Annotated in this window: 17 protein-coding genes; 6 read left to right on the top strand and 11 right to left on the bottom strand. The window is 59.4% G+C overall.

Translation table 11 applies throughout. The features are described from left to right. Nucleotides 1-188: 188 nt before the first annotated feature. From ACN0SD_RS07175 to ACN0SD_RS07160, 4 genes are all read left to right on the top strand, one after another. Nucleotides 189-1,055, top strand: a complete 867-nt coding sequence (locus ACN0SD_RS07175) for a hypothetical protein (RefSeq protein ID WP_417807537.1) — start codon at nucleotides 189-191, stop codon at nucleotides 1,053-1,055. An 857-nt stretch (nucleotides 1,056-1,912) separates the two neighbouring features. Beyond that, complete coding sequence (locus tag ACN0SD_RS07170) at nucleotides 1,913-2,434, top strand: GNAT family N-acetyltransferase (protein WP_417807536.1); 522 nt, start codon at nucleotides 1,913-1,915, stop codon at nucleotides 2,432-2,434. Nucleotides 2,435-2,559: 125 nt separating this feature from the next. Further along, nucleotides 2,560-2,760: a YodC family protein gene (locus tag ACN0SD_RS07165; protein ID WP_417807535.1), complete on the top strand. Its 201-nt coding sequence runs from the start codon at nucleotides 2,560-2,562 to the stop codon at nucleotides 2,758-2,760. Next, nucleotides 2,757-3,014 (top strand): DUF6953 family protein, encoded by a 258-nt coding sequence (locus ACN0SD_RS07160; RefSeq protein ID WP_417807534.1) that lies wholly within the window; start codon nucleotides 2,757-2,759, stop codon nucleotides 3,012-3,014. The genes ACN0SD_RS07165 and ACN0SD_RS07160 overlap by 4 nt, the downstream gene beginning before the upstream one ends. 68 nt (nucleotides 3,015-3,082) lie before the next feature. Here ACN0SD_RS07160 and ACN0SD_RS07155 read toward each other — a convergent pair whose 3' ends face one another. The 4 genes from ACN0SD_RS07155 to ACN0SD_RS07140 form a co-directional block, all read right to left on the bottom strand. Continuing rightward, a complete protein-coding gene (locus tag ACN0SD_RS07155; protein ID WP_417807533.1) occupies nucleotides 3,083-3,346 on the bottom strand; it encodes a hypothetical protein in 264 nt (87 codons plus the stop codon). Between the two features lie 263 nt (nucleotides 3,347-3,609). After that, a complete protein-coding gene (locus ACN0SD_RS07150) occupies nucleotides 3,610-4,374 on the bottom strand; it encodes a metallophosphoesterase (RefSeq protein WP_417807532.1) in 765 nt (254 codons plus the stop codon). A gap of 16 nt (nucleotides 4,375-4,390) precedes the next feature. Further along, on the bottom strand, nucleotides 4,391-5,482 hold the full coding sequence (locus ACN0SD_RS07145) for an AAA family ATPase (protein ID WP_417807531.1): 1,092 nt from the start codon (nucleotides 5,480-5,482) through the stop codon (nucleotides 4,391-4,393). 317 nt (nucleotides 5,483-5,799) lie between these two features. Then, on the bottom strand, nucleotides 5,800-8,064 hold the full coding sequence (locus ACN0SD_RS07140) for an adenosylcobalamin-dependent ribonucleoside-diphosphate reductase (protein ID WP_417807530.1): 2,265 nt from the start codon (nucleotides 8,062-8,064) through the stop codon (nucleotides 5,800-5,802). A 126-nt stretch (nucleotides 8,065-8,190) separates the two neighbouring features. On the opposite strand from ACN0SD_RS07140, the gene ACN0SD_RS07135 reads away from it, so the two are divergent. Continuing rightward, nucleotides 8,191-8,613 carry a DUF1489 family protein gene (locus ACN0SD_RS07135; protein ID WP_417807529.1) on the top strand — a complete coding sequence of 141 codons (423 nt, stop codon included), beginning with the start codon at nucleotides 8,191-8,193 and terminating at the stop codon, nucleotides 8,611-8,613. On the opposite strand, the gene ACN0SD_RS07130 is transcribed toward ACN0SD_RS07135, so the two are convergent. From ACN0SD_RS07130 to ACN0SD_RS07100, 7 genes are all read right to left on the bottom strand, one after another. After that, a complete protein-coding gene (locus ACN0SD_RS07130) occupies nucleotides 8,610-8,930 on the bottom strand; it encodes a hypothetical protein (protein WP_417807528.1) in 321 nt (106 codons plus the stop codon). The two genes, ACN0SD_RS07135 and ACN0SD_RS07130, sit on opposite strands and share 4 nt — an antisense overlap. 79 nt (nucleotides 8,931-9,009) lie before the next feature. Then, nucleotides 9,010-10,617 carry a glucose-6-phosphate isomerase gene (gene pgi, locus ACN0SD_RS07125; protein ID WP_417807527.1) on the bottom strand — a complete coding sequence of 536 codons (1,608 nt, stop codon included), beginning with the start codon at nucleotides 10,615-10,617 and terminating at the stop codon, nucleotides 9,010-9,012. A 2-nt stretch (nucleotides 10,618-10,619) separates the two neighbouring features. Beyond that, on the bottom strand, nucleotides 10,620-11,291 hold the full coding sequence (gene pgl / locus ACN0SD_RS07120) for a 6-phosphogluconolactonase (RefSeq protein WP_417807526.1): 672 nt from the start codon (nucleotides 11,289-11,291) through the stop codon (nucleotides 10,620-10,622). Then, complete coding sequence (zwf, locus tag ACN0SD_RS07115; RefSeq protein WP_417807525.1) at nucleotides 11,288-12,745, bottom strand: glucose-6-phosphate dehydrogenase; 1,458 nt, start codon at nucleotides 12,743-12,745, stop codon at nucleotides 11,288-11,290. Before zwf ends, pgl begins: the two co-directional genes overlap by 4 nt. A 115-nt stretch (nucleotides 12,746-12,860) precedes the next feature. Continuing rightward, nucleotides 12,861-13,352 (bottom strand): DUF2478 domain-containing protein, encoded by a 492-nt coding sequence (locus ACN0SD_RS07110; protein WP_417807524.1) that lies wholly within the window; start codon nucleotides 13,350-13,352, stop codon nucleotides 12,861-12,863. 96 nt (nucleotides 13,353-13,448) lie between these two features. After that, nucleotides 13,449-13,991, bottom strand: coding sequence for an RSP_2648 family PIN domain-containing protein (locus tag ACN0SD_RS07105; protein ID WP_417807523.1), 543 nt, complete (start codon nucleotides 13,989-13,991; stop codon nucleotides 13,449-13,451). Further along, nucleotides 13,988-15,184: an RSP_2647 family RNA methyltransferase gene (locus ACN0SD_RS07100; RefSeq protein WP_417807522.1), complete on the bottom strand. Its 1,197-nt coding sequence runs from the start codon at nucleotides 15,182-15,184 to the stop codon at nucleotides 13,988-13,990. The genes ACN0SD_RS07105 and ACN0SD_RS07100 overlap by 4 nt, the downstream gene beginning before the upstream one ends. A 195-nt stretch (nucleotides 15,185-15,379) precedes the next feature. On the opposite strand from ACN0SD_RS07100, the gene edd reads away from it, so the two are divergent. Next, on the top strand, nucleotides 15,380-17,185 hold the full coding sequence (gene edd, locus ACN0SD_RS07095) for a phosphogluconate dehydratase (RefSeq protein ID WP_417807521.1): 1,806 nt from the start codon (nucleotides 15,380-15,382) through the stop codon (nucleotides 17,183-17,185). The last annotated feature ends 58 nt before the right edge of the window (nucleotides 17,186-17,243 follow it).

The following is a 17,243-nucleotide window of genomic DNA, read 5'->3' as shown; positions in this document are numbered from 1 at the left end:
ACAGATGTCCAAAGGTGTTCCTGTCAGCCTGTGCCCTCGCCGCCGTCGTCATGTTCTGGTTATGAATCCTGACCCTAGTTCCATTCTGCTAAATGCGACGACGCTCGCCTCGACTGCCCCCAGTAGTTCGGATATTATAATGGGGTTTGATCGAACGACAAACGGGCGGGGAGAGATTGAATTTGTGGATGAGCGTTGGAGCATTCTTCACACGCTGGATTGTTCAACCGGCTAAGGACCAATTCTATAGATTTGGGACGGCGATCAGCTGGTCTGCACTCTCAAGTATTGGAGCCTCTCGCATTGCGCGGCTGACGATCATTATGCCGTTTGTCGGCTACCTCATCGTATTCAACTCTACATTATCGGAATATTTCTCGACGATCCTGCCGACGGATCTGGCGCACGAAGCTGATGATTTCTGGACCGTCCTCTACTCCCGCAACCTCTACTTCTTGTATTTTGGCTTACTCCTGTTCGGCGCAGGAGTGGCTCTCTTCAACGTCGCAGCACCACCCCAAATACGGCGCTTCCCAGCAGTCGAATCCTACATAACGGCGATGGACAAAATAAAGACGCCTAACTTAGTCATCGGGAGCTTCGAGAACATCATCGGCATGTATTTCTCTGGCCTACACGGCGAAGAACGAAGCCCAATGTTCGACGCTCGAAGAATTGGGTTTCCCTCTGACGTGAGCGGCGACTTGCACAGATTCGTTGAACGCCTATTTCTGGCGACGGAGTTTTCCGACGAGGACTTTGAACCAGCCGATGACCGCCTCGGCAGCCGCTTTTGGACTGGCTCCGGCTACCTCATGACCGACGAGGTTTTAGACGTGGCATACTCAGGGCGACGGGCAGAACGCGTCCTCCATCGAGCTCTGCTGGACCAAGCCATCGCGCATCCGACTGACGTCTTCTACCTTGAGCACCGCGCCCTTGAGTATCGCCGGAGTGCTGCGCGAATTGTTGTCTTTCTGTTCTACGCTATCGGATCGGCTTTGCTGGTATTCCCGTCGATTCTCACGAGCATTTTGATCTTGAAATTTTGGTAGATGTTTGGCTGTCCAGCTGCGAGGCTAGTCGCCGTGAGCCTTCCGTATACGACCGCATTGATGAAGCTGCGTTGCAGCGGCATTGTGATTGATAAATGGCTGTTGTGGGCCGCTCGCGGCATCCTGCGTGACGGGCGGGGAGCGGAAGTTCGCGGCAAGAGCTGCACCTTGCCCGAGTGAGACAAAAGCAGAGATTCAAACGAGCCACAGCTATCCTTGTCGATGCCGCCCATTAACCCGCGCCCGTGTCAGAGACATGGGGCAACCGCAGAGATGGCTATCCCTTCTCACCACAATTATCATAAATTTACATTTAAAATCATTGCCTTGGTGAAATCTGTGCGCCCCGCTAGTAGCCTTAACCCTTACTCTAATCCACGCTTCGATTTGCGGCGTCCACAAAGGTTTCAGGCTCCCATTACCGCAGCAATGTGAACAACTGAACGGCACTAAGCATGTTGAAAAGACGCCTGTGTCACCTTCATTGACATAGCGACAAACGCGATGCTAACCTTTCATCAACAACTTCGGTCCATGCTTCGCAGCTACAACCGATCCTAAGCGCCTTTGGAACCGCAGCCAACTGACAAACGTTTTGTTGCCGAGTGCGATAAAAGTTGCTATGGCGCACGGCAATGATGCGAACGACGTCCACTAGCCAAGAAAGGAGACTGTCATGGCTTTCGGCTTAAATAACGTCCTCCGGCTTTTCAATTCGGACTGCGCGAACAACAAGAAACCTGCGTTCGATAGCCAACGTCAGGTTTACGATTTCTGCCGGGAAGGCTACAAGAAGTCTGGCGGACCCAATCGTGAATTGCGGCAGCTTTACAAAAACTACCTAGAAGCGGCTTCGCATGATCGACCCAGTAGAGTGGGAACCCATTCGCAGTAAGGATTGCCTTCGGAACTTTCGTTGCGGAGTTTCGGAGATCGATAATTGGGCGAAAGACAAAGCGTTTAAGCGTCATCAACGTGGGCAATCGAACGTGACAGTTGGATATGCTGACGGCAGCGTATCCGGCTCTTCTTTTATCGCGCTATCCCTGACACACGAAGATAGCAGAAAGCTACTTCACGCAGACCACTCATCGCTTTGGCCAAATGGCGCCCCTTTGATCTACATTGAATACTTAGCCGTAAGCACGCAAAATCAAAAGAGGAAGATTGGCAGTAACCTTTTGATGCAGACTTTTGAGCGAGCTTATGCTGTGCGTCAGCACGTTCCTATCTACGGCGTCGCACTTAGATCTCTCAACGACAAGACCACGAAGTTTTATCAAGATATTGGCTTCCAAATCGCCCCGAAGGAACCCGAACAGTATCCTTTGATGATTATGAATATTTGGACTATCAGTGATCTGATCGAAGGTCGGTAGCTACTTTGAGGCAACAAGTTAGAACGGCTTGGTGGAAAGTTCATCTCTTTCGCCCCTAGCGCGACGGCTTTGCCCGCCCTATCTTGGCACAAGATACGGTCACTTATTGCGAGCGAGCACTATACATGGCTAACAGGTTCAAACCCGGCGACATTGTTCAACTGAAATCCGGCGGTCCCGCGATGACGGTTGCGGCACTGAACGAACATTACATGACCCATGCTTTCGACGGGTATAAATGCGAATGGTTCAAAGGTGCTTCGAAGGAATGGGGCAACTTTGCAGAAGAAACGCTTCAAGAATACGTCGCGCCGAAGAAAGCATGACGGAAGACGAAGCGGCCCGCTGGATGCTGGCAGAATACGAACGTGACGGCTTTCTTTATCAGGAAGCCGCTGCAAGCCACCTGTTCCAGCTTCACGACGAAACCTTGGCGTATTTCGACAAGTCTTCGAACCTATGCGTCGGCAAAGGCGCGTTAAAGATTTTCAACAAGCTTACGCCGAATGCGGTCTATGAACGCGCGGGCAAGTTCTGGCGGATTCGGTTAGAAACCGATCAACCCGGACGACAGCAATAGCGGAAAAGCCCCGGTGATTCGGCATCGGGGCAGTCTGCCGAATAGGTTTCTGTATCATTCAATCGCGTTTACGATGGGCCGGTTACGAACGGGGCGTCGATTTCGACGCGGGTTCCGAGCTGTTCGGCCACGCCTTGCGAGTAGAAGGCGGAGCGCAGCCCTTCAGCGCCGCGTTCCAGCCGGTCGGCTTCGCCGCTGACACCATCCGCGACAAGCAAGCGGTCGGCGGCTTCGGAGGCGAATACCTGCATCGCTGAAACCGACAGGTCGCGTTCGCGATCTTCGCCGATCCCCGATAGGAAGCCCTGTGCTGACGAACCGACTATCACCATGTTTTTTCAGCTCTACTGTTACCGTTTCGTCGTGGGACTTGAGGTTAAAACCAGCTTGAACGAGAGGATCGCAAAGCCGCCATTCAAAAAGCTAGCGGCGAATTGGGGCGTTGTCCCGCACAGCCAACACTTTAACACTTCACTTTGCTGCACAAGGCACGAGTGGCCGGTGTGGGCCGGTTGCAACGATCCTGAAGGTGAAGGACGATGAGAAAATATGTGCGTCGCCCGGCCCGAAAATGTTAGGACGATCAGCCGCATTTTCATAGCTTTCCACACCTAGCCGCCACCTTCGCCGGATACCCCACCGAGACATTGCGCAGCTCAGTTGTTCCAATCTGAAACTCTGCTGCCAAGTGGGTGTGACCGAAGAGCCATTGATCGGGATGGAAGCGCTTTATCAAATCGCTGAGGTTTGAGGCATAGGCTTGCGGCACCGGGCCGCTCGGCGACAGTGCGAAGGGATGGGGCGCATGATGGGTCACGACGACGGTCTCACCTGCAAACGGCTCTGACAGCCGCGCCTCCAGCCATGCGACATGCTCACGATGCAGCGCAACCGTGTCGAGCGGGTGCGCTTTGCGAAAGCCCGCGTGCGCGATCCGGATATAGCGGTAATCGTTCATGATGCGCGCAGCCTCGGCCGCATTCTCTTCCAGCGTTCCAGCCCCCGTGCGCATATCGGTCCAAAGCGTGCAGCACAGGTTGCGCGTGGAGCCGTAGGTGATAACGGATTTCTGCGCAAACTTGGCGCCGGCTGTGCGGGCGATCTCGGCAAGGCGATCATCGCCATCCAGACGGAAGTCGTAATAGTCGTGATTGCCCGGGAGCACATGCACGCGATCCAGAGAGATACGTTCGCCGATCAGCGCGAAGGCCTGCTTCCAACGCACTCGGGGTTTGTTGGTCAGATCGCCGGCGATGATCAACAACTCGACACCGTCGAAATCGATCTGGTCGAGCGGGTTTAGGCCCGCCTGATGCCAGAGGTCCAGGTGCAAGTCAGCGAGGACTAGTGTTTTGGTCATAAGACGGCCTCCGATTTCAATGGGTTCTTGGGCTATTCTCGTGCGCGACGAGGCCATCGATCAGCTTGATTGCCGCGCGCAGGTCAAGGCAATTGGAAGATCCTTCGAGCATCTCGGCCAAGGTTACAATCGCATCCTCCGACAGGCCCCGTGCCGTGCCCTCCCGGCGCGCGAAGTGCGCTAGATGTGCGCCCGAAAGCGGCGGGACATCGACGACCCGGCAGCGGCTGAGCAGCGGTGCGGGCACGTTGCGGCGATTGTTCGAGGTCAAGATCCAGCTGATCCAGCGCATGTCAAACGTGACCCGGAAGTAGGGACAGCTCCACGCCTGCGCGCTGAGCGGCTCAAGAAAAGGCAGAAGCGCATTGGTCAGCGCAAAGCTCATGCCCTTGTTTGAGCGCACATCGCCGACCTTGTCGATCTCATCTATCACCATCACTGGATTGCCCACATGTTCGCGCAGAATCAGCTCGACCGGACGCCCCGGCTGCGCGGTCGCCCAACCGCGTTGGCTTCCGGCGACCGCGAAACCGGCCGGCTCGTTTGCGGCGTCGATCAGTTCCGAAGGCGTGCCGATCAACTCCGCCAGACGCCGCGCCCAGTAGCTTTTACCGACACCCGGCGGCCCATCGAGCAGCATCGGCGGCAAGTGCAAGGCGGGCGCACCGCTGCGCACGCTCTCGCGCATCGCATGCCAAGCCAGAGTGGTCGCCTGCGCCATCCAGGGCATCTCATCGTGCAGCGTCGCTGCAATCTCGTCGGCGCGATGCGCGCTTGGCAGCTGAACCACACGAACACCGTCGCTGAGGGCGCGCAGCTTCTCTCGCGCGTCCTTGTCCAGATGCCTCAGACCCGATGCTCTCATACGCCGATCCGCGAGTGCTTTTGCTCGGCGGCAAATCTTCTCGCCATCGTGCTGACTGGGGCTGCAGGCGCGCAACTCTTCGCTCCAGCGATCCGCCTCGCGCGCGGCTTCGAGATCCGCCGGGTCAAGACCGCGTGCCTTCCAGCGCAGCTCGCACAGGAAGGCGATGAGCTGTTGCTCAATCTTCTGCGGTGAGGTCTCGAGATCGAAGCGCAGAGCGACAATGCGGAGAGGGGCGGACATGGCAGGCTCCTTCTGGACAGGCGGCATGCGCCGCCAATGCGCCCTCACGAACGGAGGTTCGAGAGGCGATGAGATGAGGAACCCGGGTTTGGGAAGAGCTTAGGCCAGCCTGGGATGTGCGCGTCAACCGCTCCAACTTGTTGGAAAACCCACGGACAAGCGCGAAATCCGGTCGTCGACTAACATATTGAAATAAAAGAAAACCACCGAAGGGCAAACCTTCGGTGGTCACTTTATGCTTCCGATAATGGACAAAAACCTACCGGAATGGACATTTTATGCGGCGTTTCATATTCTGACTACTCCTACACCTACACTCACCCGCACTCACTATGCCCGCAATCGGCGCAGGTCATGCAGCCTTCGACCATGCGCATGGCGTAGCTGCCACACGACGGGCAGGCTTTGCCGCGCGGGGCTTCTCCGACGATCATTTTCTCGGCCTCGGGGTCGGTTTTGAGCCCCATGCCCTCGCCCTCAATGAAACCGGTGGCGATCAGGTGGCGCTCGATCACGCCGCCGATCGCGGCCAAGATCGAGGGGACGTATTTGCCCGACATCCACGCCCCGCCGCGCGGGTCGAACACGGCTTTCAGTTCCTCGACCACGAAGGATACATCACCGCCGCGCCGGAATACCGCAGAGATCATCCGCGTCAGCGCGACGGTCCAGGCGAAATGCTCCATGTTTTTGGAGTTGATGAACACCTCGAACGGGCGGCGATGGCCGCCTTGGACGATATCGTTGATCGTGATGTAGATCGCGTGCTCGGAACCGGGCCACTTGATTTTATAGGTCGAGCCTTCCAACGCGGCGGGGCGGTCCAGCGGCTCGGTCAGGTAGACCACATCGGCGCCCTGATCGGTTTCGGGCGTTTTCTCGGACGCCTCCGACACGCTCAGAACTGAACCGGTTACATCATTGGGGCGATAGGTAGTGCAGCCTTTGCAGCCCGAATCCCACGCCTCCATATAGACCGATTTGAAATCCTCAAAGGCGATGTCTTCGGGGCAGTTGATGGTCTTGGAAATGCTGGAATCAATCCATTTCTGCGCCGCCGCTTGCATGCGCACATGATCAAGCGGGGCCAGCGTTTGCGCGTTGACGAAATGGTCCGGCAAAGGCGCGTCGCCTTTCAGATCACGCCACATCTGAACTGCGTAATCCACGACCTCTTCCTCGGTGCGCGAGCCGTCGGGCTGCAGCACCTTGCGGGTGTAGGCATAGGCAAAGACCGGCTCGATCCCCGAACTCACATTGCCCGCGTAAAGCGAAATCGTCCCGGTGGGCGCGATTGAGGTCAGCAGCGCGTTGCGGATGCCGTGCTTGGCGATCGCGTCGCGCACGTCGTCATCCATCTGCATCATGTTGCCCGAGGCAAGGTATTTTTCGGCGTCAAACAGCGGGAATGCGCCCTTTTCACGCGCCAGATCGACCGAGGCCAGATAGCTCGCGCGCGCAATCAGCTTCATCCAAGCTTCGGTTTGCGCGGCCGCCTCGGGCGAGCCATAGCGCAGCCCCAGCATCAACAGCGCATCGGCCAGCCCGGTCACGCCCAGTCCGATCCGGCGTTTATTGCGCGCCTCTTCTTCTTGTTGGGGCAGCGGGAAGCGGCTGGCGTCGACCACGTTATCCATCATGCGGATCGCGAGGCGCACGATCTCATCCAGCTTGACGGGGTTCAGTTCAGCCTGCGCCTCAAACGGGCTGGTCACAAGACGCGCGAGGTTGACCGAGCCGAGCAAACACGCGCCATAGGGCGGCAAAGGTTGCTCGCCGCAGGGGTTGGTGGCTGCGATCTGCTCGCAATAATTAAGGTTGTTCATCTGGTTAATGCGGTCGATGAAGATCACGCCCGGCTCGGCGAAATCATAGGTCGCGCGCATGATTTTGTTCCACAGATCGCGCGCATCCAGCGTGTGATAAACGCGATCATTGAACTTTAACTCCCACGGGCCATCGGCCTTGACGGCCTCCATGAAGGCATCGGTGACCAGCACCGACAGGTTGAACATGCGCAGCCGCGCCGAATCCTGCTTGGCGGTGATGAACTGCTCAATATCGGGATGATCGCAGCGCATCGTGGCCATCATTGCACCGCGCCGCGAGCCCGCCGACATGATCGTGCGGCACATCGCATCCCACACATCCATGAACGACAGCGGGCCTGACGCATCTGCGGCCACGCCCTTGACCTCGGCGCCCTTGGGCCGGATGGTCGAAAAATCATAGCCGATTCCGCCGCCCTGCTGCATCGTCAGCGCAGCCTCTTTGAGCATGTCGAAGATCCCGCCCATATGATCGGGAATCGTGCCCATGACAAAGCAGTTGAACAGCGTCACCGAGCGCCCCGTCCCTGCCCCGGCGGTGATCCGACCTGCGGGCAGATATTTGAAATCTTCCAGCGCGTTGTAGAACTTGTCTTCCCATTCTGCGGGGTTCTTCTCGACCACCGAGAGGGCGCGCGCGATGCGGCGCCAGCTATCCTCGACCGTGCCATCAATCGGCGTGCCGTCTTGCTCTTTGAGGCGGTATTTCATGTCCCAAATCTGGCGTGCAATCGGGGCGGCAAAACGGGTCATGGGGCATCCTTTTGGGAAGTTCTCGGTGTCATGTGAAGGCCTACCAAGATACGCGCCACAATCTGCGCGGTCAACGCATTGCACGCCCCCGCTGACGCATTATATTGGTGTGACCTAGGGGGTGACATGGCCGATATAGTGCATCTGATCAAACTCTGCGTGGGCGCGGAAAAGGTTGAGGATCTGCTGGAATGGCAGGCGCAACGCTATGGCAACGGCCCGGCGATGCATGTCACGCGGATGTGGCCCAAGCGCGGCGACGAGATATTAAACGGCGGCTCGCTTTATTGGGTGTTCAAGGGGGCGGTGCTGGCGCGCCAACGCGTGATCGGCCTTGAGGAGCGCATCGGCGAAGACGGTATTTCGCGCTGCGCCATCATACTTGACCGCGAAGTCGTGCGCACCGAGGCCATGGTGCGCCGCCCGTTTCAGGGCTGGCGCTATCTGGCCATCGGCGATGCCCCGCGCGATCTGCCCAAAACCCGCACCCGCGAAGAGGCATTGCCGCGCGAACTCTCGGTCGCTTTGTCGGAAATCGGGCTGCGCTAGGCGGTCAGCCAGGTTTCGGCCTCGGGGCGCGTAGTAAAGACGCGAAAGCCTGCGCCCTCGCCCTGCATCGTGGCCTCATCCGCCATATCCTCGGGCACCACCAAAGCGCAGCGTTTGGCCTGCCCCTCGCGACACGCGCGATGCATGCCGCCCACCAGCTCGGCCATATAGCCATCAAAGCGCGGCGCAACCTGCACAAGCAACCGATCCGTCGGGGCAAGCATGCGAACGGCCTCGTTTACGTCGCGCGACAAAACCGTGCCCGACACGGTCAAACCGGTCATACCAGCGGGACACTCGCTCATTTTCTCAATCATCACGAAACTCCTTGAAACGGCGCGCTTCATTGAAAGAACGCAGCGTCCCAAGGACCGTTCCGTCACGATTGCGAGACGCTCAGCCGCGCAGGGTCTGGATGCGCGCGACAAGCTGAAGGGTCGATCCGTCTTTATCCGCCCCGTCGCTTTGCCCCTCCAGCACTGGAGACAGCGCCAGCGCCAGTTCCTTGCCCAGCTCAACCCCCCATTGATCAAAGCTGTTGATGCCCAAAATGACGCCTTCGACAAACACCCGATGCTCGTAAAGCGCAACGATCCCGCCCAGAACTTCGGGCGTGAGTTTGGGATAAAGAAGCGTCGTCGAGGGGCGTGACCCGGGGAAAACACGATGGCGCGCTTGGCGATCCAACTCGGCCCCTTCAAGCCCTTTTTTACGCATGATTTCCGTGGCCTCTGCCAGTGAGCGCCCGCGCATCAGCGCCTCGGATTGCGCCAGACAATTCGCCATTAGCAGCAAATGTTGATGCGCCAGATCGGGTTCATGCCCCTGCGCGCCGAGCATAAATTCGCACGGGATTACCCGCGTGCCTTGGTGGATCAACTGATAAAACGCGTGCTGGCCATTGGTGCCGGGTTCGCCCCAGACGACGGGGCCGGAATTAACCGTTAGATCCTTGCCGTCCATCGAAACACGCTTGCCGTTACTCTCCATTTCAAGCTGCTGAAGATAGGCGGGAAGACGCGAAAGGCGTTGCTCATAAGGTAACACGGCGCGGGTCGCATAGCTGCAAAACTGGTTGTGCCAGATACCGACAAGCGCAAGCAGAACCGGCAAGTTGTCAGCGTAATCAGCACTGCGGAAATGGGCGTCCATTCCAGCCGCACCGCGCAGGAAATCGGTGAAATCCTCGGGCCCGATGGCTATCATCAGCGACAACCCGATCGGGCCCCACATCGAATAGCGCCCGCCCACCCAATCGGCGAATCCGAAAACGCGCGCGGGGGCAATTCCAAAAGCGGCAGTCTTGTCAGCCGCCGTCGACACGGCTGCAAATTGCGCCGCCGGATCGCTGACCTTCGCCGCCATCCAGCGCTTCGCCGTCTCGGCATTGGTCATCGTTTCAATCGTGGTAAAGGTTTTGGAAGCCACGATCACCAGCGTGGTTTCAGGGTTCAGCCCCGCCAGCGTGTCGTGGATCTGCGCGCCATCCACATTCGAGACGAAATGACAACGCGGCCCGTCGTGATAGGGTGCAAGCGCAAGCGTTGCCATCGCAGGCCCCAGATCAGAGCCGCCGATGCCGATATTCACCACATCCGTGATCGCACCGCCCTGCCCCGTAAACCGCCCCTCACGCACATCGCGCGCAAAATCGGCCATCGCCTCATAGGTCGCGCGGACCTCGGGCATGACATCGTGACCGTCCACGATCACCGACGCATCAAGGTTGCGCAGCGCGGTATGCAGCACCGCACGCCCCTCGGTCTCATTGATCTTCTCACCGGCAAACATCGCCTCGGCGCGCGCGCGCACGTCACGCTCATCGGCTAGCTTCACCAGCAATTCGAGCGTCTCAGCATCAATGTTGGTCTTGGAGAAATCGAACATAAACGGCCCGAATTCGCGGGTGAACCCTGCTGCACGATTGTCATTATCGAATAATTCCGCAATCGGGCGAGATTTCACCGCCTCGGATTTCGACGAGAGTTTTTTCCAAGTGGTCATGGTTACTCAGCCCAATGAACGGTGGCGTTTTTGAGAACGGCGCGCACGGGCGCTTGTGTCTCGGGAAGGGATTGTGCGGCCTCGATTGCGGCGCGCTTTTCAGACCCGGTGATCAGAATGTGAATGTGCATCGCATCACGCAGCACGCGCGCGGACAAGGTAATGCGCGGCTCGCCTGCGGCTTCTGCCCGCATCGGCAGCAAGATCGGCGCATCGTCAGATAGCGCATCAGCCAGCCGGTCGGCGCCGGGAAACAGGCTGGCGGTGTGCATGTCGTTGCCCATGCCCAGCAGCAGAACCGAGATCGGCAGATGCGGCGCAATCCCCGCCGCCAGCGACTCCATCTTATCCTCGGGGCGCGCCCCATCCGCGTAAAGCGGCACTAGCGTCGCCGCTGCGGCACGCCCTGTCAGCAGACGTTCACGGATCAGACGGGTGTTTGAGCGCAGCGAAGTTTCATCCACCCAGCGCTCGTCATTCAGCAACACCGCGACCTTGTCCCACGCAAGATCAACGGCGCTGAGCGTGTCGAAAATCGGTCCCGGCGTGGTCCCACCGGGCACCGAAAACGTCGCGTGACCATCAACGCGGATCGCTTCGCGCAACTGGCTGGCGATACGGTCGGCCAGACCGATCATCAGCATATCGCGATCTGGATAAGCCTTGAAATTCATTCGCGAATCTCCCGCCAGCGACGGCCATCGCGATGCATCAGCATCAGTGCATCATCAGGCCCCGAAGTGCCGCTGTCATAGGGTTGCGGTCGATCCGCGCGCGCTTCCCAGCCCTCAATGACTGGATCGGTCCAGGCCCAAGCCGCCTCGACCTCATCGCCGCGCATGAACAGTGTTTGATTGCCCCGGATCACGTCCATGATGAGGCGCTCGTAGGCGTCGGTGATCTCGGCCCCCTCATCGCCCAGTGCCTCGGCGAAAGACATATCAAGCGGCACCTGAACAAGGCGCATCCCGCCCGGCCCCGGTTCCTTGATCATCATTTTGAGGTTCATGCCCTCATTGGGCTGCAAGCGGATCACCAGCACGTTTTCGCGCCAATCGCCCTCGGCCTCATCAAAGATCGAATGCGGCGGCTCTTTGAAGGTGATCGCGATTTCCGAGGTGCGCGCGCGCAACCGCTTACCCGTGCGCAGATAAAACGGTGTACCCGTCCAGCGCCAGTTCGCGATATGGCATTTCAGCGCGATATAGCTTTCGGTTTTGGACTCCGGGTTTTCGCTATCTTCGAGATAGCCCGCGTCCTTACCGCGCCCGAGATACTGCCCGCGCACGATATTGTTGGGCGCAACCGGTTGCAGCGCCCGGATCACCTTGAGCTTTTCATCGCGCACAGCGTCGGGATCAAAGTGATAGGGCGGCTCCATCGCGATCAGGCAAAGTAGCTGCATCATGTGGTTCTGCACCATGTCGCGCATCGCGCCCGACTTGTCATAATACGACCCTCGACCACCCACACCGACCGTTTCTGCCACTGTAATTTGCACGTGATCAACAAATTGGGAATTCCAGAGCGGCTCGAACAGGATATTGGCAAAGCGCACCGCCATCAGGTTCTGAACCGTCTCCTTGCCCAGATAATGATCGATCCGGTAGATTTGGGTCTCGTCAAAATGGGCCGCCAGCGTGGCGTTGAGCGCGCGCGCCGAGACCAAATCGCGCCCGAAGGGCTTTTCCACCACGATGCGCGCCTCGGGACCTGCGATTCCACGGGTGTGCAGACGCTCGGCGATATCGCCAAAGAGTGACGGTGCCACCGAGAAATAAAACGCATTGATCGCGTCTGGGCGGACCTTGGCTTTTAGCTCGTCCCAGCCGTCATCACCCTTGGCGTCAATCGCGACGTAATCGAGCATCGCGAGAAACTGCTCCACCGCCTCGGGATCAATCTTGGAAGGGGAGACGTGTTCGTTGATCGCGCCGCGCACCTGATCGCGAAACGCCTCGGCGTCCATCTCAGAGCGGGCCGCGCCGATGAATTGCGACCCTTCAGGAATTTGACCTGCCAAAACTCGGCGATAAAGTCCGGGCAGAATCTTGCGATTGGCGAGATCACCAGTGGCCCCGAAAATCACCAAATCAAAGAGATCAACGGGAATGACGCGCGAAACCATGGGATGCTCCATTCTTGGGGTCTGTTAGCGCTAACGACCCTGTTCTAGTCGCGTTCTCGATACGAGTCTAGCATTGAGCGAATTCAGGGGCAAAGGATTGGCGGCTCTCAGCCGTTCAACTGCCCAAAAAAGCGGCAAGTGCGTCGATATTTGGCGCGACCTGTTGGGCGAAACCATCGCTGAAGCGATCGAAATCAGTGCGGGTTTCGGGTGGGACCGACACGATCACCGCCAAATCCGCGCCAATCGCTTGCGCAATCAGATCGCGGCAACCCCGACCTGATGCCTCTTGCTTGCCGAACTTGTTAAACAGCGCAATCGTGCCGGGCGGGGCATCGTCAAGGCTGCGCGCGACCTGCGCTACCACCTGTTCCAGCGCGCCGGCATCAAGGACACAGGCATCTGCGCCACGCCCCAAATCTTGCGAAATCGTGTGCACATTGCCCTCAGGCAGCAGGCGCAGATGCATCTCGCAATCCGATCTCTGCGCAATATCGGCGCGCACCATCCCGATCACATCCCGCCCCTCGGCCAAAAGCCGGTCGGCAAGGGCTGCGATCAGCCGGTCGGCCTCGCCGCGAACAGGACAGGTGATAAATCCAAGCATAACCGTTGTTTGGCGAGGCTTTGCGCAGGCGTCAAGCCTTGGCGCGTTCAATGCGCGTGGGAGCCTCCGGCGGGAGTATTTTGGGCTAGATGAAAATCACTCCGCCAGCGCCTTGCCAAAGCGCGGCAAGCGCGCCCGCTTCATCAGCGCCCGGATTGGCTGGGGCTGCCCTGACAGCTGTTCGGCCTGTGCGCGCACAGCCTCGGTCAGCGCGCGCATCTGATCGGGGTACTCGCAGAGCAGCTGCCAAAGAAACCCGTCGGGATCGCGCCGCTCAAGCCCCTCGCCCGCCAGTGTGCCGCGCGGAAAATCAGCTCTGTTCGAGGTCACGATCGCATCCGCATGGCCCGCGATTGCCACCGCCAAGACGTGAATGTCGTTCTCATCGGGCAGATGCAGGCGCGATTCCAGACCGGGTTGGGCCGCGATTTCGGCCTTGGGAAATTCCGCACGTAGCAACGCGATTTCGCCGCGCGCGAAGGTTTCATCGACCGGGTTGCGCCGGGCGGCGGCGCGGGCCCATTCCTCAAGGATGCGCGCCGACCACAGCGGGCGATACAGCCCCGCGCGCGCCGCCCCGATCAGAATTTCGCGCAGCACAGTGGGGTAAAGCACGCAGGCATCGAGGACCGCCCTCATCCATCAAGCCGGTAAAACAGCGCTTTCAAGTAGCCCGATTCGGCAAGTTGGGGCTGCATCGGGTGATCGGCCCCGGCAAATCCGGTATGGATCAACTGGCCCGAGCGATCGGCCTTGCCGATACCGCGCGTGCAAGACGAGCGAAACTGCGTCAGATCCACCGCGTGCGAGCAGGAACACAGCACAAGATAGCCCCCCGGCGCAACCAATGGGGCCGCGAGTCGCGCGATGCGTTCATAGGCGCGCAGACCCGAATGCAAGGCCGATTTCGCAGGCGCAAACGCGGGCGGGTCGCAGATCACCAGATCAAATTGCGCCCCCTCCGCCCCAAGCGCCTCAAGCTGCTCGAACGCGTCGCCCTTGCGGATGGTGAAGCGATCAAATGCCCCCATCAAATCCGCGCCCTTTTCAGCCAAAGCCAGCGCGGGGGCCGAGCTATCAACGGCCAGCGCCTGCGACGCCCCGCCCGCCAAAGCCGCCAGCGCAAAGCCGCCAACATGGGTAAACACATCCAGCACGCGCGCATCTTTGGCAAGGCGCGCCGCAAAGGCGTGGTTGGGGCGCTGATCGTAGAACAGCCCTGTTTTTTGCCCGCCCAGCAGATCGGCCAGATAGGTCGCGCCATTCATCGGCACTTCAATCGGCGCCTCCAGCGATCCGCGCAACAGCACGGTTTCTTCGCTCAACCCCTCAAGGGTACGCGCGCGCCCCGAGGCGTTTTTAAGCACGTTTTTCACGCCCGTGACATCACACAGGGCGGCTGCGAGATCTTCGATCATCACCTCGGACCAAGCGGCGTTGGGCTGAATGACCGCCGCATCGCCAAAGCGGTCGATGATCACACCGGGCAACCCATCGGCCTCGGCATGCACCAGACGGTAAAACGGCTGATCAAACAACCTCGCACGCATCGCCAAAGCGCGTTCCAGCCGCGCCGCGATCCAGGCGCGGTCAATCTGCGCCTCGGGGTCACGATCGAGCATCCGCGCGATGATTTTAGAGTTCGGATTGACCGTCACCGTCCCCAGCGGCACGCGTTCAGCATCTTCCAGCGTGGCAATCGTGCCCGGGACAATCGCCTTGGTGCGCCGGTCAACGACCAGCTCGTCGGCGAACACCCAAGGAAAGCCATGGCGGATCGCACGGACCTCGGCCTTGGGGCGCAAACGGATAACGGGGCGGGGATCGGTCATGGGAACTCCTTCACTACACGCGCCTCTCTACCCCCTTGCGCTTTGGCGCGAAAGGGAGATCCTTGTGAAAGCGCCTGCGCGCATCAGAGAAAACTTTACGCGCGTGGGTTGCGCCGTTAGCGCTAACGGAGTAAAACATCTTCAAATCGGCGGTCCTGCCGCCTCTCGCAAATGCCAGCTTGGAAAGGGCCCGCAATGACGCTCAATTCCACCATCGCCCGAGTCACCGACCGGATTCGCGTCCGCTCTGAGGGGCCACGCACCGACTACCTTGCGCGCATCAAAGCCGCCGCCGATGCTGGCCCGTCGCGCGCCCACCTGTCTTGTGGCAATCAGGCCCATGCCTATGCCGCGATGGGGCAGGACAAGGACGCGCTGGCAGCTGCACGTGCGCCCAATGTTGGTATCGTTACCGCTTATAATGACATGCTGTCCGCCCACCAGCCCTATGAAAGTTACCCCCAACTCATCAAGCAAGCGCTGCGCGAAATCGGTGCCACGGCGCAGGTCGCAGGCGGCGTGCCTGCGATGTGTGATGGCGTGACGCAGGGCCAGCCGGGGATGGAACTGTCGCTGTTCTCGCGCGACGTGATCGCGATGGCGACCGCAGTGGCGCTGAGCCACAACACCTTTGACGCAGCCCTTTACATGGGCGTGTGCGACAAGATCGTGCCGGGGCTGGTGATGGCGGCGGCCACTTTTGGCCATATCCCGGCGGTCTTCTTGCCCGCTGGCCCAATGACCACCGGCTTGCCCAATGACGAAAAAGCCAAGGTGCGCCAACAATTCGCCACCGGCGAAGTCGGCCGCGACAAGCTGATGGACGCCGAGATGGCCTCGTACCACGGCCCCGGCACCTGCACCTTCTACGGCACTGCCAACACCAACCAGATGCTGATGGAATTCATGGGGCTGCACTTGCCCGGCAGTTCGTTCGTGAACCCGAACACCCCCCTGCGCGAGGCCCTGACCGTGGCAGGCGCAAAACGCGCCGCCGAAATCACCGCGCTTGGCAATGACTACCGCCCCGCAGGCGAAATTCTGGACGAGAAAGCCTTTGTGAACGGGCTGGTCGGGTTGATGGCGACGGGTGGCTCGACGAACCACATCCTGCACCTGCCCGCGATGGCGCGCGCCGCCGGGATCATCCTTGATCTGGCCGACTTCGACGAGGTCTCCTCCGTCACGCCGCTGATGGCCAAGGTCTATCCCAACGGTCTGGCCGATGTGAATCATTTCCACGCCGCAGGCGGGCTGCAATTCATGATCCGTCACTTGCTGGATGCTGGCCTGCTGCATGAAGACGCCAAAACCGTCTCGGGAGAAGGGATGGCGCATTACATCCAAGAGCCCAAGATCACTGCCGAAGGCCTGACCTGGGTCGATGGCCCAGTGGACAGCCAAAACGAGAAAGTGCTGCGCAAAACCGCCGATCCGTTCCAGAGAACCGGCGGGCTCAAGCAGCTTGACGGTAACCTTGGGCGCGGCGTGATCAAGGTCTCGGCCGTCGCCGAGGAACGTCGCCACATTGAGGCCCCGGTGCGCGTTTTCCACGATCAGGACGATGTCAAAGCCGCCTTCAAACGCGGCGAATTCACGCAAGACACCATTGTCGTTGTGCGTTTCCAAGGCCCCAAGGCCAACGGAATGCCGGAACTGCACTCGCTCACCCCGACGCTGTCGGTTCTGCAAGATCGCGGTCTCAAGGTCGCGCTGGTCACAGATGGGCGAATGTCAGGCGCAAGCGGCAAAGTGCCCGCCGCGATCCATATCAGCCCCGAGGCAGCAGATGGCGGCCCCTTGGCCAAGCTGCAAGATGGCGATATCGTACGTCTCGATGCTGTCTCGGGCGAGCTGACCTGCCTTACCGAAGGCTTTGCGCAGCGCAGCCCCGTTCAGCCCGATCTGTCGGCTAATCAATTCGGACTGGGCCGCGAACTGTTTGGCGCATTCCGTGCCCATGTCGGCCCGTCCACCGAGGGTGCCTCCGTGGTGCTTTGAATTTTTTTGCCTCCGGCGGGAGTATTTCTCGCTAGATGAAACTAGGGCCCATCCTTTC

The organism is Thioclava sp. (assembly GCF_048263065.1).
Taxonomy (GTDB): Bacteria; Pseudomonadota; Alphaproteobacteria; order Rhodobacterales; family Rhodobacteraceae; genus Thioclava.
This window is presented reverse-complemented; position numbering and strand designations above follow the sequence as displayed.